22 protein-coding genes and 1 riboswitch are annotated in these 20179 nt (G+C 25.0%); of the genes, 16 read left to right on the forward strand and 6 right to left on the reverse strand.

Annotated elements, in window-relative coordinates:
• The first annotated feature begins 114 nt into the window (after positions 1–114).
• Both Q1J76_RS07450 and Q1J76_RS07455 read left to right on the forward strand, forming a co-directional pair.
• On the forward strand, positions 115–1089 hold the full coding sequence (locus Q1J76_RS07450; protein ID WP_300369138.1) for a hypothetical protein: 975 nt from the start codon (positions 115–117) through the stop codon (positions 1087–1089).
• An 18-nt stretch (positions 1090–1107) separates the two neighbouring features.
• On the forward strand, positions 1108–1431 hold the full coding sequence (locus Q1J76_RS07455) for a cell division protein ZapA (RefSeq protein ID WP_300369141.1): 324 nt from the start codon (positions 1108–1110) through the stop codon (positions 1429–1431).
• A 12-nt stretch (positions 1432–1443) separates the two neighbouring features.
• On the opposite strand, the gene Q1J76_RS07460 is transcribed toward Q1J76_RS07455, so the two are convergent.
• Both Q1J76_RS07460 and Q1J76_RS07465 read right to left on the reverse strand, forming a co-directional pair.
• Positions 1444–3126, reverse strand: coding sequence for a restriction endonuclease (locus Q1J76_RS07460; protein WP_300369143.1), 1683 nt, complete (start codon positions 3124–3126; stop codon positions 1444–1446).
• Between the two features lie 10 nt (positions 3127–3136).
• Positions 3137–4816: a restriction endonuclease gene (locus Q1J76_RS07465; RefSeq protein WP_300369146.1), complete on the reverse strand. Its 1680-nt coding sequence runs from the start codon at positions 4814–4816 to the stop codon at positions 3137–3139.
• Between the two features lie 159 nt (positions 4817–4975).
• Between Q1J76_RS07465 and Q1J76_RS07470 the strand changes: the two genes are divergently transcribed.
• The 8 genes from Q1J76_RS07470 to ribH all read left to right on the forward strand — a co-directional run bounded on the left by Q1J76_RS07470 (position 4976) and on the right by ribH (position 12796).
• Positions 4976–6220, forward strand: coding sequence for an extracellular solute-binding protein (locus Q1J76_RS07470; RefSeq protein WP_300369149.1), 1245 nt, complete (start codon positions 4976–4978; stop codon positions 6218–6220).
• 205 nt (positions 6221–6425) lie between these two features.
• Complete coding sequence (locus tag Q1J76_RS07475; protein ID WP_300369152.1) at positions 6426–7244, forward strand: carbohydrate ABC transporter permease; 819 nt, start codon at positions 6426–6428, stop codon at positions 7242–7244.
• Positions 7245–7319: 75 nt separating this feature from the next.
• The gene (locus tag Q1J76_RS07480) at positions 7320–7901 is read left to right on the forward strand and encodes a DUF4272 domain-containing protein (protein ID WP_300369155.1); all 582 of its coding nucleotides are present in this window, start codon (positions 7320–7322) and stop codon (positions 7899–7901) included.
• Between the two features lie 54 nt (positions 7902–7955).
• Positions 7956–8807, forward strand: coding sequence for a carbohydrate ABC transporter permease (locus tag Q1J76_RS07485; protein WP_300369158.1), 852 nt, complete (start codon positions 7956–7958; stop codon positions 8805–8807).
• 56 nt (positions 8808–8863) lie between these two features.
• Positions 8864–8999: riboswitch (FMN riboswitch) on the forward strand.
• A 152-nt stretch (positions 9000–9151) separates the two neighbouring features.
• Positions 9152–10249 (forward strand): bifunctional diaminohydroxyphosphoribosylaminopyrimidine deaminase/5-amino-6-(5-phosphoribosylamino)uracil reductase RibD, encoded by a 1098-nt coding sequence (ribD, locus tag Q1J76_RS07490; protein WP_300369193.1) that lies wholly within the window; start codon positions 9152–9154, stop codon positions 10247–10249.
• A gap of 105 nt (positions 10250–10354) precedes the next feature.
• The gene (locus tag Q1J76_RS07495; RefSeq protein ID WP_300369160.1) at positions 10355–11011 is read left to right on the forward strand and encodes a riboflavin synthase; all 657 of its coding nucleotides are present in this window, start codon (positions 10355–10357) and stop codon (positions 11009–11011) included.
• 73 nt (positions 11012–11084) lie between these two features.
• Positions 11085–12284, forward strand: coding sequence for a bifunctional 3,4-dihydroxy-2-butanone-4-phosphate synthase/GTP cyclohydrolase II (locus tag Q1J76_RS07500; RefSeq protein WP_300369163.1), 1200 nt, complete (start codon positions 11085–11087; stop codon positions 12282–12284).
• A 41-nt stretch (positions 12285–12325) separates the two neighbouring features.
• Positions 12326–12796, forward strand: a complete 471-nt coding sequence (ribH, locus tag Q1J76_RS07505) for a 6,7-dimethyl-8-ribityllumazine synthase (RefSeq protein ID WP_300369166.1) — start codon at positions 12326–12328, stop codon at positions 12794–12796.
• Positions 12797–12862: 66 nt separating this feature from the next.
• On the opposite strand, the gene Q1J76_RS07510 is transcribed toward ribH, so the two are convergent.
• Positions 12863–13342 carry a hypothetical protein gene (locus tag Q1J76_RS07510; RefSeq protein WP_300369168.1) on the reverse strand — a complete coding sequence of 160 codons (480 nt, stop codon included), beginning with the start codon at positions 13340–13342 and terminating at the stop codon, positions 12863–12865.
• Positions 13343–13358: 16 nt separating this feature from the next.
• On the reverse strand, positions 13359–13661 hold the full coding sequence (locus Q1J76_RS07515) for a hypothetical protein (protein ID WP_300369170.1): 303 nt from the start codon (positions 13659–13661) through the stop codon (positions 13359–13361).
• A 220-nt stretch (positions 13662–13881) separates the two neighbouring features.
• Here Q1J76_RS07515 and Q1J76_RS07520 point away from each other — a divergent pair, with 220 nt between their 5' ends.
• Positions 13882–14367, forward strand: coding sequence for a rubrerythrin family protein (locus Q1J76_RS07520; RefSeq protein ID WP_300369172.1), 486 nt, complete (start codon positions 13882–13884; stop codon positions 14365–14367).
• Between the two features lie 62 nt (positions 14368–14429).
• Here Q1J76_RS07520 and Q1J76_RS07525 read toward each other — a convergent pair whose 3' ends face one another.
• Positions 14430–15803 carry a phage terminase large subunit gene (locus Q1J76_RS07525; RefSeq protein WP_300369174.1) on the reverse strand — a complete coding sequence of 458 codons (1374 nt, stop codon included), beginning with the start codon at positions 15801–15803 and terminating at the stop codon, positions 14430–14432.
• 642 nt (positions 15804–16445) lie between these two features.
• A complete protein-coding gene (locus tag Q1J76_RS07530; RefSeq protein WP_300369176.1) occupies positions 16446–16916 on the reverse strand; it encodes a hypothetical protein in 471 nt (156 codons plus the stop codon).
• Positions 16917–16985: 69 nt separating this feature from the next.
• Here Q1J76_RS07530 and Q1J76_RS07535 point away from each other — a divergent pair, with 69 nt between their 5' ends.
• The 5 genes from Q1J76_RS07535 (at position 16986) to Q1J76_RS07555 (ending at position 19851) form a co-directional block, all read left to right on the forward strand.
• Positions 16986–17432, forward strand: a complete 447-nt coding sequence (locus Q1J76_RS07535) for a hypothetical protein (protein ID WP_300369178.1) — start codon at positions 16986–16988, stop codon at positions 17430–17432.
• Between the two features lie 2 nt (positions 17433–17434).
• Positions 17435–17692 carry a hypothetical protein gene (locus tag Q1J76_RS07540; RefSeq protein WP_300369181.1) on the forward strand — a complete coding sequence of 86 codons (258 nt, stop codon included), beginning with the start codon at positions 17435–17437 and terminating at the stop codon, positions 17690–17692.
• Positions 17693–17948: 256 nt separating this feature from the next.
• Complete coding sequence (locus Q1J76_RS07545; RefSeq protein WP_300369184.1) at positions 17949–18632, forward strand: helix-turn-helix domain-containing protein; 684 nt, start codon at positions 17949–17951, stop codon at positions 18630–18632.
• A gap of 472 nt (positions 18633–19104) precedes the next feature.
• Positions 19105–19413 (forward strand): hypothetical protein, encoded by a 309-nt coding sequence (locus tag Q1J76_RS07550; protein ID WP_300369187.1) that lies wholly within the window; start codon positions 19105–19107, stop codon positions 19411–19413.
• A 114-nt stretch (positions 19414–19527) separates the two neighbouring features.
• Positions 19528–19851 carry a hypothetical protein gene (locus tag Q1J76_RS07555; protein ID WP_300369190.1) on the forward strand — a complete coding sequence of 108 codons (324 nt, stop codon included), beginning with the start codon at positions 19528–19530 and terminating at the stop codon, positions 19849–19851.
• The last annotated feature ends 328 nt before the right edge of the window (positions 19852–20179 follow it).

Here is a 20179-nt window from a genome sequence, read left to right on the forward strand (position 1 = left end):
ATGCTACTGTTTTTACTTATTTTTATATTGATATATTTTAACATATAAATAAAAAATTGACAATTGAATTTATATGTGATATAATTTTAAATAGTTTTTTTTTGGAGTTAAAAATTGAAAGAATTTACTATTTTAGAAGAAAAATTGAAAGATTTTGTAGATGAATATCAATCAATCTTATTTGATAATAAGGAATTATTAAAAACAATAGAGCAGCTTAAATCAGAAAAAGAAGAGCTAATAGATACTTTGACCAAAGCTAGAGATAGTTTTAATCTTCTTAAAGAGGAAAAAACTATTTTAGAAGCTGATAAAAGAAATGTTACGGATAATTATAATTCCATAAAAGAAGATAAAGATAATTTAATCAAACAATTGGAAGCCACTAGAATAGAAAGAGATGCATTAAAATCTAATTTAGAAAATTCAGAAAAAGATTCTGTTACACTTATTGAAGAAAATGATAATTTAAAAAAGGAATTAGAAAAAGCAGCAAGAGCTATTGAAGATTTGAGCAGAGAAAATAATGAACTTCAGGAAAAATTAAGTATTTTAATAGATAAAATAGATAGTGTTAGAAAACCTAATATTGAAGCAAAAAAGAATAATCATACTCCAGTAATTAATAATAGTACAGAAGATACAAATAATAATACTAACAGCATTATTAATGAAGTACAGGCTATAAAAAATGAAATGAAAGATAAAACAGAAGAGATAAAGCAGATAGAAAAAGAAGTTCATAATATAGAATATGAAGAAGAAAAAACAAATGATATAAATGCTGAATACGAAGAATATAAAGCTGAAAATACTATGGAATCATCAGAAATAAAAGAAGTGAAAAAGGCATCTAATATTAAGATTACAGAAGATGAGGATCCTTTCAGTAATGCTTCTGATTCTAGTTGGGATAATGATATAAAATCTTCATCAGAAGAGGAAGTAAAAAAAGAAGTTATCACTGAGGAAGCTCAAGAGAATGATGAGAGAGAAGATAATTATGAATTTGATATAAATGAAGATGATCAGTATATGTTCGGTGATGATGATGAAGAGGAATTTTTCTTTGACAATGAATCAAAATAATTATAATGGGTAATAATTATGGATAATATTGTAGATGTGAATATATATGGTAGAGTATTGAGTATCAAATCTCAAGATGAGAATACCGAATATTTAAAAGAAATTGCTGAATTTGTTAATGAGAGTATGAATGATATAGCAGAGCATTATGGTCCTAATTATCCGAGAGATACAATAGCAATACTAGCCTGTCTTAATATAGCCGATCTTTTAAAAAGAGAAATAGCAAGCAATAAAGCGGGTAAGGATACTTTATCAGCTTTAAAAGAAAGTATAGTATCAAGATCCAATGAACTTATAAAACTTATAGATGAAATAAAAGATTCTAAAGAAGTAAAATAAAAATTATATATTTTATATTCTGCTATCTCTAAGCATATAATTAAATTGATTTCTAGTATATACTTTTATTTTATTATTATGAGTAGCATAACTCCTAGCACTATTTGTAAGTTCAACAGGTAAAACTAATATTCCATTTTTAGCACCAGTTTCATTTATAAGAAGCATAAAATCTCTGATTATAAGTTCTCCAACTTCAGTATTTTTCCATCTTTTGAAAGAGATCAAAGTTAAATCTTTTTTGCTATTATTCGCAGAAAAAGCTAAATAGTTTACCTCATCTCCATAATCATAATCTATTAATTTATCTTTATATTCCTGTACAGCAGAGTATAAAAGCTTTTTTTGTATTATATCCTGACATATACTTTTAAATGAAGATAAACTTATATCATATATTTTATCTACCTTTTTTATACTGATATTTCCTATTGTGGCATTATTTTCATTGATACTGCATTCTAATAATATTTTTTCTATATCTACAGTTCTTTCTATTTCTATTAAATCTAATATATTATCAAGATTGTAGAAAGAATCTTCCCATAATTGTACAGTATTTTCCCAAATTTCTATGTATTGACTGTCTACATATTTTTCATAATTTTCTTTTACATATTTTTCTTTATTATTTAAAGTTATATCTTCTCTTAATTTTTTTAACTGAACTGTAGCCTTTGAAATTTCATTTAAATAATTAAGTATATTATCCAAATCATATATGCTAAATTCAGGATCATTAAATAAATTCATATGCTCAAAGTAACTTATAGCACTATTAATATCTTTGATAAAGTAATTATAAAAAGCAAAGTCCAAAATAATAGAAATTTCTCCTTTTTTTATTTCATTAATTTTATATTTTTTGGATAATTGATTATATAAATCCATAAATGCATTATTATCTTCAGATTTATATAATATGTATAAATATATTCTGTTTATATAAAAATTATATTGAGGATTATTTTTAAGAGATTTTAAAGATAAAATAGATTCTGTAAATACTTTTGCACTATTAATTTCATCAGTTATAATATATAAAGATATCAATATCTTTTCTACTAAAATCAATTCATCATAATCTTCTTCAATATTAGTTATATTTCTGCTTAATCTTTTATGTAGTTCTTCAAGCATATTAATAACTTTTCTATATTCTTTATTGATGAAGTATGATATAGCAGCTATTTTTAATTCTTCTATTTCAAAATCGATTTTATTATTTAAAACTCTATTGAAATACTCACAAGCCAATTTATAAGCACCTTCCTTTCCCAATATAGTTGCCGCTTTTACAGAATAATAATTATTAGATGCATCAAGCTGTGCTATTTTTAAAGTGTATTTTAAACTTTCTTCTCTATTTTCTAGCTTCTCATATAATTCTTCAAGTTTTTTATATATGCTGAATTCTTCGCCTTCAAAATATTTCAAGTTAAAAAGCTTTTCATAATTTACTAAAGCCTTTTCTAACATATTATACTGTTCTTCTATTACAGCCAATTCATATATAGAATTATAATCCTTAGGATTTAATGCTATTTTTTTCTCAAGCTCATCTATTTTCTTTTTTATATTTTTAGGTTTATATTTTTCATTTGTATTTGTTATAGTCTTTAGAAACAGCATAATTCCAATTACTATTATTATAGATATTGGAACCATAATTATATGGATATAAGAATCAAGCATATATTACTTCCTATTTAACTAAATTATTTTTTAAAAATGAGTTAAATTGGCTTCTAGAATAAACTGTAATTTTTTCATTGTGATTTGCATAGCTTTTAGCACTATTAGACAATCTCACAGGCAAAATTAATATTCCATTTTTAGCCCCAGACTCATTTACCATAAGTAGAAAATCTCTAATTATAAGTTCTCCAACTTCAGTATTTTTCCATCTCTTTATTGATATTAATGTTAATTCTTTTCTGCTCTTACCAGTAGGGTAGGCTAAGTAATTAATATCATCACCATATTCATAATTTATAATATTATCAGAATATTCCTGCAATATAGAGTATGACAACTTATTTTGAATAATATTCTGACATAACTTTTTAAAATTATTCTTACTTAATGAATATATAATATCTATATCAGTTATTCTTTTTTGCTGATTATCATCAGACAATTTCTGTTCGGTATTATATTCATCTAATAGTTTATCAATATTCATAGTATTTTCTACAGCAACCAAAGAATTAATATAATCAAAATTAGTAAAATTATCTTCCCATAAATTTAATACATTTTCCCATATAGCTATTAATTCGCTTTCTACATATTTGTCATATCTTTCATTAGCATATTTTTCATCATTTAATTTCATAGCATTTCTTAATTTAGTTAATTGAGTAAATGCTTTATTAATTTCATTAAGATACATTAACACCTGATCCAAAGAATAAACACTGTATTCAAGCATATGAAAAGAGTTTAATTTTGAAAAATATCTTATAGAAGCATTTATATCTTTTAAGAAGTAAGAATAAAAGGCAAAATCGAATAATATACTAGCATATTTCTTACCAGCATTATCCAATTCATATAATTCTATTATATTTTTATACGAATCTATAAATCTATCATTGTCAGAAAGCTTATACAAAGTATACATATACATTCTATTAATATATAATCTATGTTCTTCAGTTATAGTGTTATTAGATAATATCTTCTGAATAAATGTGATTGCTATATTAAGTTCATCAGCGGATATATACATAGATATTAATAACATTTCTAAATTAGATATTTCTGATTTATCTACATTATTTTCATTTACTATTTTTTTGTATAATTTTTCTAAAAATATTATAGATTTTTTATAATCTTTTATCATAAAGAAAGATAAAGCAGCTACTTTAGCCTCTTCTATATCTACCTCTTTTTTTGATACTATTGCTTTATTGAAATATTCGCATGCTAATTTATATTTACCCTCTTTTCCCAAAATAGTACCTAATTTTATAGCATAATATATATTATTAGGTTCAATTTTTGCAATTTGAAGTGAGTATTTAAAACTTTTTTCTTTATTTTCTAATTGAGAATAACCTATTTCTAATTTTTTGTATATTTCAACTTCATTAATACCATTATCTTTAAAATATCTGTTTTCTATAAGTTTTTCATATTTTTGTAATGCTTCAGATAAGTCTCCGTATTCTTCTTCGAGCATTGCTAATTTATATAATGAATCAAAATCATTTTCATTTTCTGCTATTTTCTTTGTTAATTCAGCCATTAATTTTTTAGTATTTTTTGTAGGCTTATTACTATTTTTTGAAAATATGTTTTTGATCATTATAATTGTTGCTATCAATATAATTATAAATACTGAAGCTATTATAATATATAAAGTTGTATCATTCATTATCTTATCCTAATATTTTTTCATATTATATACAAAAAATTAAAAAGTTTAAATATATTTTTTTCATTTTTATTGTGCAAATTAATATATACTTGACTTTAATACATAATGATATATATTTTTTAAAATTCATTAAAATGTTTAGGAGAAATAAAACAAATGAGAAAAATAATTTCTTTTTTTCTAGTATTATTACCTATGATGTTTTTTATTTTTTCTTGTTCTGGTAATGAAAAGTCAGAAAATTCAATAACAGTAATGGTTCCCGATTGGGCAGTACCTTCTGATGAGATGCTCAATGCTTTTACAGCAGATACAGGCATTACAGTTAATATGAATGTTATAGCTTGGGAAAATATTAGAGATAAAATATCTATAGCTGCTGCAGGAGGAACAGCTGCTGCAGATGTTGTAGAAGTAGATTGGTCTTGGGTAGGGGAGTTCAACAGTGCTGATTGGCTTGAACCTATAGAATTGAGTCAGGAAGAAATAGATGCTATGCCTTCTATAAAGCCTTTTATAATAGAAGGAAATGTTTTAGCTCTTCCTTATGCTAATGATTTTCGTTTAGCATACTATAATAAAAAACATTTTGATGCTGCAGGAATTAAAGAAGCTCCAAAATCTTGGGATGAAGTTTATGCAGCTTTAAAAACTATAAAAGATTCTGGAATAACTAAATACCCTTTTTCTATGCCTTTAAATGCTGATGAGTCATGTACTACTTCATTAATATGGATGGCTTATTCAAAATATGGAGTAGTATTCAATGAAGACAGTACTTTGAATAAAGATGCTGTATTGGGAGCTTTACAATTTATTAATCAAATGATAAATGTAGATAATTTGATTGATCCAGCATGTAAAACTTCCACTGGTATGGACGCTTATAGAAGAATTAATTCTGCTGAAGCTAGTTTTATAGTAGGACCTACTTCATTTGTAAGTAGAGTTCAGGATCCTAATGAATCTCAGGTTGTAGGAGAGGTTGTACCTATACTTCTTCCAGGTGCTAATGGTCCTTCTCCAAAAACTTTTGCCCTTCCTGAAGGCGTAGGAGTAATAAAACTTTCAAAAAATAAAGAGTCAGCAATGAAATTTGTAAAATGGTTTAATTCTGCAGAGATACAAAAACAGTTAAACTATGTACAAAATACTATGCCTACAAGAATAGCAGTTATGGAAGATTTAATTAATGAGGGTAAACTTAAAAATACGGGTGCTTTGCTTGAAGAATCTGCTTTGATAGATAGCCCATTCCCTAATGGAATACCTAGCTATTATTCAGAAATGACAACAGCCATATTTAATGCAGTTAATGAAATGGTTCTTGGAGTAAAAACTCCTGAAGAGGCATTCAATACAATGGATACAAAAATAAAGCAGTTAGTAGCTGCAAAATAATTTATTAAATAAAAATATTGGGGCATTGCTTTTATGCAATGTCCTTTTTTATAAATTATAATATTTTATTAATTATTTTATTAATTGCAATAAATAGGCATTAATTATAGAATATAACTATTGTTTAATAGGTTTTGCATTTAGTATTAAGATGAAAAAAAATAAAATGTTACCATATATATTGATATTTCCAGCATTTATTATTATGACTGTTTTAGTGATATATCCTATAACGGTTACATTCTTTTATAGTTTAAGAAAGATGAAATTAACTTCACCAAAAGATACTGCTTTTATAGGATTTGATAATTATATATCTATTTTGAAATCTATTGATTTTTGGTATTCTTTGCAAAATAGCATAATGGTAATGATAGCTGTAGTTATTTTATGTGTATTATTCGGGCTTTTTTTTGCCAGCATTTTAAATTTTGAAAGCAAACTTAAAAGTATTTTAATGGCAATATCTGTTATACCTTGGGCATTGCCTCCAGTAGTGAATGGCATACTTTGGAAATGGATATTCTATCCTGGATTTGGTTTTTTAAATAAGATTTTATATAATTTGAATATTATAGAAGATCCTATACAATATTTATCAAATAGATATTCTTTAATTTTTATTATTAGTATAGTGATAGCATGGCGTAATATACCATTTTGTTCTATAATATTTCTTTCAGCTATGAGGGCTATACCAGAATCTGTTTATGATACTGCAAGTATTGATGGAGCAAATAGATTTCAGATATTTATTAGAATAACATTACCTCTTTTAATGCCTGCTTTGGGTATTATTCTTACATTTACATCAATATCTGCTATAAATGTATTTGATGAGGTTGTGTCTATTTCTGGGTATGGAAATTTGGGTAAAACTATATTACTTGAAGATTATATGATAACTTTTTCTTTTTTAGATTTTGGATTGGGAAGTGCTTTGACATATTTGATTATGATTGCATCTGGTATTTTGGGGATACTTTATATTCGATCTATGTCTAAAAAAATTGATTATATATAATTTTTTTATTGTAAAACTATTATATTTTTATATATTAAATAAAAATTGATTATTAAAATACTGCGGATAATTGCTATGTTAAAAAATAATGATAAGAATAGAAAAAAAAGAAGTATTAAGCTTTTAAAAGAAATAGGTATAGATAATTGTGTTAATCTTCCAGAAATAGATACTAGCAATATTAATATTCGTTCAAAAGAGGAGATATCAAAAAGATCAATAAATTGTTTATTCAGTATACAGGCTTCTTTGGAAAATGGAAATTATTATCAATTTTATATTAATAAATTGCATAGATATGGTGTAGATGAAAGTTTTCTGATGGAATATGAAAAGGAAGTTTTTAACGGCTCTATTAGTAATGATAAATTAAAACTTATAGCTTGTAAATATGGGGCTTATTGGGTATTAGATTTTTTTACAGAATTAAGACCTCCTAAAGAAGTTTATAATTTTGATAGGGCTATCGATTTCATTTTTTATTGCGATAATTTTAATGATTTTATTAATAAGGTGAAACTTGTTGATTTAGAAACTATTATAGATGAATTTGATTTCACTTACAGGCTTTACAATGAATATATAAATGCTAAACCTGATGATGAAATTTGCAATTCTATTTTGAAGGATATAGCCTTAGAAAGGTACATGGCTTAAAAATGGATATTATATACCGATGCCGATTGGTATATAATAGAATAATATTGATTTATGAAAAAGATTAAAAAAAGTAAAAGAATAAACTGTTTATATTATTTATCTGTTATATTTTTTGTAATTATAATTTTAGGTCCTATAGTTTGGGCTATAATTGTGAGTTTTACTCCAGAGTATGAAATGTTTAAAAACACTTCAAATTTTATTTCAAAAAATCCAACTATTGATAATTATGTGAAACTTTTTACCGCATCAGACAGACAATCTAAAATGTTTTTTGTAGGTATATTAAATTCCATAAAAACGGCTTTTATAACTATATTTTTATGCTTGCCTTGTTCTATAATATGTGCCTATGCCATATCAAAGTTAAAATTCAAAGGCAGAAATGTAGTAAAAACTTTAATATTGATATCCATGGCAATACCAGCATTCACAACTATAATACCTCTTTATAGAATGTTTTCATTGTTTTCATTGCTTGATAATTTATTTTCATTATCATTGATATATGTTACTTCTTTTTTGCCTATCAATACATGGATGATATCCAATTATTTTGACACTATACCTATTGAAATAGAGGAAGCTGCCTATATAGATGGCTGTAATGAAATAGAAGTTTTATTTAAAATAATTATTCCTATATCAACCCCTGTAATTTTATCTTCTTTTTTGATTGTGTTTTTAATGTCTTGGGGACAGTTTCAAATACCTCTCATACTTGCAAGTTCCTCTGCTACGAAACCTATATCAATAGTAGCTTCAGAATTCGTATCAAAAGACAGTATACAATATGGTATAACAACTGCTGCTGGACTTCTAGCTATATTTCCACCTGCATTATTTGCTGTAATATTTAGAAAATTTTTGGTTAGAGGAATGACAGGAGGTTTTGGAAAGTAATTATATTTATGAGTTCGCTTGACAATAGGAATTATTTGTATTATAATATTAGTATAATAAATCTTCGGGGCTAGGTGAAATTCCATACCGGCGGTAAAGTCCGCGAGCCTTTTTGATATTCCAAATTCAAAAATGGCAGATTTGGTGTAATTCCAAAACCGACAGTTAAAGTCTGGATGGTAGAAGATAAATTAATGTAAACTACTGCATAAAAAAGAATGGCTCTAATTGTTATTTTTAACATTTAGAGTTTTTTTGTTTACAGTCTTAAAAATCTTTCTAAATAAAACCCAAAGATAAGTTATAAAAAATTATTTTTAAAGAGTATAAATATTATGCATAATATGCATGAAAAGTATATGAAAATAGCTATAGAGGAAGCAAAGAAAGGAGAAGGTTTTACTAGTCCTAATCCTCTGGTAGGTGCTGTTATAGTTAAAGATGATAAAATTATTGGTATTGGTTATCATCAAAAATACGGAGAAAATCATGCTGAAATTAATGCCTTTTTAGATGCTGAAAAAATAGGAGAAAGTGCTGAAAACGCTGATATATATGTAACTTTAGAGCCTTGTTCACATTATGGCAAAACTCCTCCTTGTGCTGATGCTATTATAAATAAAAAAATAAAAAGGGTTATTATAGGATGTGTGGATTCTAATCCTAAAGTTGCAGGCGGTGGAATAAAAAAATTAAAAGATGCTGGAATCGAAGTTATAGTCAATGTGCTTGAAGAAGAATGCAGAAAATTAAATGAGGTTTTCTTCTATTATATAGAGCATAAAAGACCTTTTATAATTATGAAATATGCTATGACTATGGATGGTAAAATTGCAGTAGTGAGCGGAAAATCAAAATGGATAACTAATGAAAAATCAAGAGAACATTCTCATAGGTTTAGAAATAAATATTCTGCTATAATGGTTGGAATAAATACTGTAATAAAAGATGATCCTACACTTAATTGCAGACTTCCAAATACTAGAAATCCTTTAAGAATAATTTTAGACAGCAATTTGAAAATAGATTTAGAATCTAATATTTGTAAAACTGCAAATGATATAAAAACTTTTATAGTAACTTTAAGTGATGATGATAAAAAAAGAAAAGAGCTTGAAAATTTGGGTATAGAGATAATAAAAACAGAAAATGATAATGGAAAAGTAAGTTTAAAAGATTTGATGAGAATATTAGGCGAGGAAAAAAATATAGACAGTGTGTATGTTGAAGGCGGTGCTAATTTGCATGCAAGTCTGCTTAAAGAGAAATTGGCAAATAAGGCATTGATTTATATAGCACCTAAAATATTCGGAGGTGAAAATGCAAAAACTCCAATAGGAGGAGAGGGCATAAAAGAACCTGATAATGCTGTTAAACTTGTGGAAGGCAGCATAACAAAAATAGAAGATGATTTATTTTTGGAGTATTATTTAAAATATTAATGTTATAAGAATATAGTCTTTTTGCTTCTTGTCGCATCAATAAAAGAAGCTGGGAATTGAGAGTTATTTCACACAATAAAAATAGATAAGGAAAATTATTTAATAATGTTTACTGGTATAGTTGAAGAGATAGGAACTGTTAAATCTGTACAAAGCAAAGTCATCATAATAGAGGCAAATAAAATATTTGATGATTTGCATTTGGGTGACAGTGTTGCTGTTAATGGTACTTGCTTAACAGTATCTAGTTTTAATAATAAAATATTTAATGCTGATATTACTCAGGAAACTTTGAATCGTACTAATTTGGGAAGTTTAAAAAACGGAAGCAAAGTTAATCTTGAAAGAGCTATGAGCCTTCAGGGAAGATTTGGCGGACATATAGTAAGTGGGCATATTGACGGAGTTGGAACTATAAAGTCTATGAAGAAAGATGATAATGCTATTATACTTACTGTAGAAGTTGCTAAATCTTTAATGAAGTATATAGTTGAGAAAGGTTCTATTACTGTTGATGGTATAAGTTTAACTGTGGCTAGTTTAACTGATAATACTTTTTCTATAGCGGTTATTCCTCATACATTAAAGGAAACTGTTCTTTATTATAAGAAAGAGGGTGATAGGGTTAATATAGAAAATGATATTATAGGGAAATATGTTGAGAGATTATTAACATTTAGAGATGATGATAGCAAGAGTAATAATCATGAAAATAACAAATCCGATATTACTATGGAGTTTTTACTCAAAAATGGATTTTAATAATTTTGACACTTTTTACAGTTTTTTACAGTTAGGAAAAATCTGAATAAAAAATAAAAATGGAGCATTAAAAATGGAAAATGTTTACAGTACTATTGAAGAAGCTTTGGAGGATTTGAGAAACGGTAAAATTATAGTCGTTTCAGATGATGAAGATAGAGAAAATGAAGGCGATTTGATTTGTGCGGCAGAATTTGCTACTACAGAAAATATTAACTTTATGGCTACTTATGCTAAAGGTTTAATATGCATGCCTATGAGCAAGAAAATTACAAATAAACTTAATTTAAATCAAATGGTTTCAAAAAATACTGATAATCATGAAACAGCTTTTACAGTATCTATTGATCATGTTGAAACTACTACAGGAATATCAGCAGTTGAAAGATCAATCACAGCTTTAAAAGTTATTGATGAGAATGCTAAGCCAGAAGATTTCAGACGCCCTGGTCATATGTTTCCATTACTTGCAAAAGATGGCGGTGTATTAGTAAGAATGGGACATACTGAGGCTACTGTTGATTTGATGAGATTATCAGGGCTTAAAGAATGTGGTTTATGCTGCGAGATTATGAGAGATGATGGCGACATGATGAGAAGAGATGATTTGATTGATTTCGCTAAAAAACATAATCTTAAAATGATAACTGTTTCAGATTTGATTGATTATAGAAAGAAGAATGAAGATTTAATGGAGCTTTATGCTAAAGCTAAAATGCCTACTAAATACGGAGAATTTGAAATACTTACTTATGTGAATAAAGTAACTAAACAGCATCATTTAGTTTTGACTATTGGGGATATTTCAAGTGGAGAGGATATACTTTGCAGAGTACATTCTGAATGTTTAACAGGCGATGCTTTAGGTTCTAAAAGATGCGACTGCGGAGAACAGTATGATTATGCTATGAAAAAAATAGCTGAAGAAGGAAGGGGCATAATGGTTTATATGCGTCAAGAAGGAAGAGGAATAGGACTTGTTAATAAATTGAGAGCTTATGAACTTCAGGACAGCGGACTTGATACAGTAGATGCCAATATAGCTTTAGGTTTTAAAGATGATATGCGTGAATATTATGAAGCTTATCAAATGCTTAAAAATTTGGGAGTTAAGAGCCTAAAAATCATGACTAATAACCCAGATAAAATAAAGTATTTGAATAATTATGGATTAGAGATAAAAGACAGAGTACCTATACAGATAGAGGCTTCAGAGTATGATGCATTTTATTTGAAAACTAAAAAAGAGCGTATGGGGCATATTTTAGATTAAATTTAAAAATAAAAAAATATAAATAAGGGATTAACACAATTATGAAAACTTTTGAAGGAAAACTCGTTAGTGAAAAGCCGATAAAAATTGGTATAGTATGTGCTAGATTCAATGAATTTATTGTTTCTAAACTTTTGGGCGGTGCTTTGGATGCTTTATCTCGTCATAATATTAAAGATGATGATATTAGTATAGCTTGGGTGCCTGGTGCTTTTGAAATACCTCTAATAGCATCTAAAATGGCTAAATCAAAAAAGTATGATGCTGTTATTTGTTTGGGTGCTGTTATAAGAGGTTCTACTACTCATTATGATTATGTTTGTTCTGAAGTATCTAAAGGTATTGCTAATGTTTCGCTCAATTCTGATATACCTGTAATGTTCGGAGTGCTTACTACCGAAAACATTGAACAGGCTATAGAAAGAGCTGGAACTAAAGCTGGAAACAAAGGTTTTGATTCTGCTATGGCTGCTATTGAGATGGTTAATTTAATCAGAGAGATAGAAAAATAAGAATATACTAAAAATATTTTATTATTTAAACAAGGGCTTAAATTATTTTGAAGTCCTTGTTTTTTATTAGTGATGCATATTATTTATTATATAAAGTTTGCTATATAATTTAACATTTCTAATTATATTAAATAATTTTAATGAATTTTTAAACACCATAGAACACATTGAAAAAATGATTATAAGTATTAAAATTAATATTGCCAAAATAGAAAAAACAATTGAACTTAATGTCATGAATAACAAATAAATTGAAACTATTTCATATATTAATGGATCTTCTTCTCTTTTATCTATATTTTTGAATAATCCAATTTTTTCTGCAACAGATACATTTATTATATGATCATATATAGAAAAATGATATGAATCTTTTATAAGAAGATTTATATATTTCACATATTTTTTTTGATTATTTTTAATAAAATTTATTTTTTGTATAATTAAATATCTTCTACATAGAGATTTTAATAAATTTTTCCAAGCTATAGAAAACATAATAAATAATGATATCGATATAATTATGTATATAAAAGTTTCTATCATAAAAAATATTTCCTTTTTAATCTCTATTTTTAAATAGATTACCTATATCTACAAATGTAAATAAAACAAATAATACATTAATTAAAAATGATACTTTAAATGCATTATTCTTAAATATATTAGATATAGTATCAGATATTATTTTTACTATTTCCTTTTCTCCAGATTTAACCATTAACCAAAAAGTAAAACCCATAAATATAAAAAACATTAAAAATATTAAAACTATGGATCTATATTTAATTTTACAGATGTTAGTTTTATATTCGTAATATCTTGTTTTATCTACATTATTTTTTTCATCACTATTATCATTCATAATTTTTACACCTTTAATGTTTCATAAAATAGTATAAAAAATAATATAATAAAAGTCAAATGCATTAATATAGTTAGTTAAGATATTATAACATAAAAATATATTGAATATAGAATAATGGCTTAAATTATTTTGAAGTCCTTGTTTTTTATTACCTTTACTTATTATATTTGTTTTATTTAAAAAATCAAATATAACCTTTTATTATTGGAGAATGATGATGGAATTAAAAGGATCTAAAACTGAAATTAATTTGAGAAATGCTTTTATAGGTGAGTCTATGGCTAGATGCAGGTATATGTATTATGCCGAAAAAGCACGCGAAGAAGGAAGAGAAGATATTGCTGCTATATATGAAAAATTCGCTAGAAATGAACAAGAGCATGCTAAAATATGGTTTGAAAATTTCCATGGTATACCAAGCACTGAAGAAAATTTAAAAGAATCAATTATTAATGAAAGTTATGAATCTATTGATATGTATTTATCATATGCAAAAACTGCCCAAGAAGAAGGTTTTGATGATTTGGCTATGGCTTTTATGAATGTGGCTAGAATAGAAGACGGACATAAAAAACAGTTTCAGAGTTTTTTAAATGATAATAGTGATATTGATATAAAAAATTGGCAATGTGAAATATGTGGATATGTAGATGAAGATAATAAAAAGCCTATTACTTGTCCTGTATGCAAACATAAAAAATAAATATTGATAATTTTTTAATATTCTATTGTAATAGCTTAATGCTTTTACAGTAGAATATTTTATTAATCTCCAAATATAGCATTAACTAAATTTACATCATCATCATAATTTTCTTCATTTATAATTTCTTCTATACCAAAAAATATTAAACTTGATAAAGCATCAGGAAAATCTAAATAACTAAACACATCTCCTTTAATATTACTTTCAGAAAGTGAGTCATCAAAATTGAGAAGCTGACGAAGAGCTATATATCCCCGTCCTTTATTTGTTTTTATCCATTTATCAGTATTTGATCCTTCAGGTATTTTCTGCCAGCTTTTTGGAAAATAAACTTTATCATATATTAAATAACTCGCATTCACTATTCTCTCTGCTTTATTTTTATGAACATAGAAAGGACTTACATCGAAATGCTTTTCTAATCTTTTTACTAATTCCTTTTGGGCAAAATTACTTTCGCATAATACTCTTTTTATATTTTTATTTGTAAGGAAATTTATTATACTTTCATCAGTTGTGGAATTTGAATCATTTCTAATAAGTCCTGAATCTATTAAATAAATATTTACTCCTATTTGTGTATATACAATAGCTGAAGTAAAACAATTATATTCTCCGAATGCAGGATCTACTATAGCTTTATGTTCTGATGATATTATTTTTTCTATATTTTCTTTTGAATCATCATCATAGAATTTTAATTTTGAACAGAAGAAAATTTTTCCTTGTTTATTTTTTATTTTACCAAGCCAAATATGATCATACATATTAGGCATAAGTTTTAATGTTGAAAGTCTTGATTTATTTAATATATCACTGAAATAATAATTGCCATCATAATTTATCAATGTTATTAATACATTATCATCTTCATATTCATGATAAGGATATTTATTACTTTTTTTATCAGTGTAGAATTTATTTTCTAATTGAAATTGAGAAATGGTTTTATAAATAAAGTCAGTTTCAAATCTAGGATTGAATGCTATCCATATTTCACTTTTTTCGGCTCTTATTGAAGGCTCTAATATTTCATAGCTTTTTTGAGTTAAACTTTCTGCCTCTTCTATAAAACATATTTTTACATTATATATAGATTTAATATATTCTACAGAACATTCTCTAATACCTAAAAATATAAATTTGCATTTTGTAATATTATTAATAATTTCATTTCTTTTTATAGTGAAAAACTTTTGTAAATGAAGTTCTTTTATGATATTTATAAGAAGAGGGTAGGTTGAGTAGCTAATTGATTTTTGAATCTCTCTTGAACATAATATAACTTCGTTAATTTCAAAACTTTTAGCTACTAATATTCTTGCTATGGATTCACTTTTTCCTCCTCCTCTACCACCGAATGCTATTTTTAATCTTTTTTCTATATTTGCCCATTTTTCAAAAGGTTTTAAAATGCTAAAATTGATATTCATAATATTTTCTCATAATTTTATTTTTGATAGCAGTATAAATATTATTGCTATATAAAATAATCAAAAATTATAAGCGATTATAATATAAAATTTACTTTGGTTTGAAGTATTTAAAAAACTTATACTTCAATGCATTTTTTATAATCTTTAGCATACTAGTACGGAGATTTTGAATATGATTAGAAATATATTGAGAAATCTTTTATAAATGCTCTTAAGTATATGTACTATAAGTAATATTTGATGATTAATAATGCTGATTTTAAAAAAAGAATTATTTACAGATGAAAATAAAAAATTAAAAACTGCAGTAATGGATTTTTCAAAAGATATAAAAAATGTATAAGAAATTCAAAATAAATAATTGAGCATTAAATACAATTATTAATAGTATAATAGGAGCTTATGGTGAAGAACTGTTGTTTAAGCTATTATATAGGTTTTCAGTTTGTATTCAGATTCGGACTAAGGCTTTTTAATTAAAGATTAATAATATAATAACCTCATGCTTTTTTAGTATGGGGTTTTAATTATCGAATCCAACTCTAATATTCATTTTATTTTCATCTTTTATTGTTGCTAAGCAATAAACTCGCTAATAATTAGCTGACAACTAAAGTTATCAGCTGCTCGTTTATTGCTTTAATTATCGAATCCAACTCTGATATTTATTTTATTTTCATCTTCTTGAAGTCTTTTTTTGAGTTCTTCTTTCTCTAATTTTTTATTATTCCGATTTTTTAGAATTTCAAAAAATACTATAATAGCTCTTTCACTTGGAGTATTATATTTATGAATGATTTTTTTGCTTTTTGATTCTTTGCCATCTTTATCCGTTTTTATTTCTCTTATGATCTCTTTACTGTAATAGCCTAATGCTTTTTTTATTAATGCATTTTCTATTTTTATTTTTGTATCTAAAAAATATTCATCTCTTGCTTTTCTTATTTTTTTTACTAAACTCTTTTTATATTTACGGCTTGATTTATTAATATATTCTTTTAAATCATCATAATTTATATTTAGTTTTTTGCTTGTTTCTTCAAATGTAAGATTCTCTTTTTTTATAAGTTCGTATATTTGATTTTCTATTTTCTTATTATATTTATTCATAATTCCTCTGTAATTTTTAAAATTTATAATATAAAATAATCAAAAAATATAAGAGAATATAATTGAATTATGAAAGAAGTAAGAATATATTTAAATGGTAAAATCAAAAAAATATCTTACCCAAGTGAAGAAGATATAAAAAATAAAAATCTATATTTAATACAAAAAACTAGAAGTAATAAAAAGAAAGAAAAACCATTTACTATATCAAAGTTAAATTATGAAAATAAAGAGTTTAGTAAAATAGAAGAAAAATACATTACAGAAATTAAACTTGAAAGTAACAATATTTATCTTTTTGAAATAGGTTTATTTATAGATATATACAATAATATTTTTAAAAATTTAGAAAATAAAGATTTAGAATATATAGAATTAGCAGAACTAATAAATGATAATGAAAAAGTTCTTCATAATAAAAATTCCATTAAGGAAGAAGTGAGAAAATATAGAGAGTATCATAAAAAAAACTTCTTGAAGGCTATGAACTTTTTAAAACAATACATTATAAATTAGAAATGCTTATCATAGCAGACAATATAAATTACTATTATGAGAATAAATTAAAATTTGAAGATATAAAAACTATATTGTATGGTACGGATGATGAAGCAAAAATAAATTTGGATTATATAAAAGATATTGAAATAAGTAAAAAAGCAAATAAACAATTAGAAAAAATTAAAAAAGCATTAAAATTAAATACTGATTTACTGCCGCCAATAACAAAAAAAGAAATTCACACTATAATAAAAATTATGTTTAAGAAAAAGTGAGAAAAAAATTTGATAATTACTTTAATATTTAATTATATAGAATTAGCTCAAAAATTTTTTTCTTTAGTAGAATAAAATTCAAAAAAAAATTCACTTTTTGATTAGGAACATCTATGCCCCAATAAGGAGAAATTTATAATTATGCCTATAATTAATTTATAAATAATTACCTATGGGTAAGTATTTAATTTTTGTTTGTGTGATTTTTTAATAGAAGTTAATATTAAAAATTACTTTATTTATAGGAATATTATAAATGTTAAACAATAACAGTATAGAATATTTTATAAAAAATAAAAGATATATACTTGAAAGCAAAAAACACAAAAACAAAAATGAATTAATAGTTATAGGCGATTTTTTTCAGATTTTAAAAGATGAAAATATAGAGAATGTAACATTAAAAAATTTAAGAGAATGGGATAATAAAAATGTACTTCCAGCTTATAGAATTACTCATGGTCCTATAAGGGAAAAGGTAAGATATTACAGTAAAGAGCATATTGATATTGTAAAGGAAATACTTCGTTTGAAAGGATTAGGATTTGAAATACCTGATATTAAGAAAGTTATATTTGATAATATACCAGAATGTTTAATATTTTTGAGTAGAGATATTATAAAGAAAGAGGATTTTAAAAATATGAGTGGTATAATAAAAAATATCAATAAAGAAGAAACAGATTTAATAATAACTGTAATAAGAAATTGTAAGAAAGATTTTTGTGATAATTCTAATATAGATAATTTAAATGATGAATATATAAAAGATATTATAAGTCAGTATAAAAATGCTAATTTAGTAAATAAGGAAGATACATATATTATAGGTTTTATACTTGTTTTGATTAGTTCATTTAACTGCTATGATGAAAATAATAATACTTTTAACAGACTTAAATTTTCAAATTATATTGATGATATAGTAGGCAAGTATTAAAGTTATAATTTTTTAATACTTTTATATAAAAGAATTTAATTTAAGGAGTACAAATATACATAGGCTGGCAGAAAAATCCTCAAAACCCAGCAAATAAAAAGAATAATAATGATAAAAAATAATTTTAAGGAGGAAAATTATGGCTGGTAAAATTAAACATCCTAACAATGAAGCTGACATGCAAAACCCTAATAAAGGAAATAACGGAAATAATATATGATATGACCAGAATCAGGGTAATAGAGGTAAGCAGCTAAATCCTAATCAGAATAAAGGTAAATAATTTGATTATATAACTTTAATACTAGTCTTATTTAATTAATTATTATAATTTTTATTAGTAATAATTAAAAAAGTTAATATTGTCCCTAGGGGCAATATTAACTATAATTAATTTATTCATTGTCTAATCATTAAAAAAGTTTATTATAAATTAATATTTTATTATTAATTATTAATTAAGGAGTTATAAATGAAAAAAATTATTAGTATTGCAGCAATGTCTATATTTACATTATTAATGATAGGCTGTTCAACTATAGCAACAGCAGATAATATTCCTCAAAGTCTTCAGCTTAGCGGAAACGATATTACTGTGGGAGAGGTTTTAACTGCCGAGCTTCCTTATGATTCTAAAGATAATACCTTAAAAGAACAGCTTATAGCAGAAGCATTGAAAGGTACTAATTATGATTTTTTGATTATGCCTAGATACGAAATTACAAAATCAGGATTATCCAAAAAAATGAAAATAAGAGGCAGAGGTGCTAGAGTAAAATAAAAAAGTTATTAATTACCCTAGGGTAAATATTAACTATTAATCTATTAAACATTGTATGAATATATAAAAAATCTATACTCTATTATATAAAAAATTTATTTTATGAGAAATAAAATGAAAAAATTAATCACAACTATTTTAGCTTTAACTTTATTGTCTGCTTTCAGTATGTCATGCAGTAAAGGATTCAGTTTTTATGATTTGGGCGGCACTTGGAAAAGCAACAGCGGAAGCGAAATGTTTACAATAGACACTTCAGCTAAAACTATAACAAAAAATAATCAGACATATAGTGTTGATGCAGTAAGTGATGGAAAAGCTCAATTATTACATATAATGTTATTAAAAAATGGATCTAATGCTGGAGGTATAACATTCACAAGCAAAACAGATGCTAAGGGTACAGGTGATTTTGATGGAGCTTGGACAAAACAATAATAAATATTGAAATTAATTTAAAATATTAGCTGTTTAGTAATTATTTATTAAACAGCTTTTTTTAATGTATTATTATATAATACAAAATAATTGGCTTTATTCTATATTTTATTTTCTTTGATGTTTTATGTTAATATATTAGCGATATATTTTTTATTTTTGTATAATTTTATTTATATATTTTTTAGACATGTAAAATTAATATTGCACGGGAGCCAGAGATATTTCCTTTAAGTATTCCTTATTTTTTTGAAGTATAACATAGGAGTATCATAATTTAAAGCGGAATGTATTCTTTTATGATTCCAAAAATTATTATATTTTATTA

This window comes from Brachyspira sp. (assembly GCF_029258575.1).
In the GTDB taxonomy this organism is placed as follows: domain Bacteria; phylum Spirochaetota; class Brachyspiria; order Brachyspirales; family Brachyspiraceae; genus Brachyspira.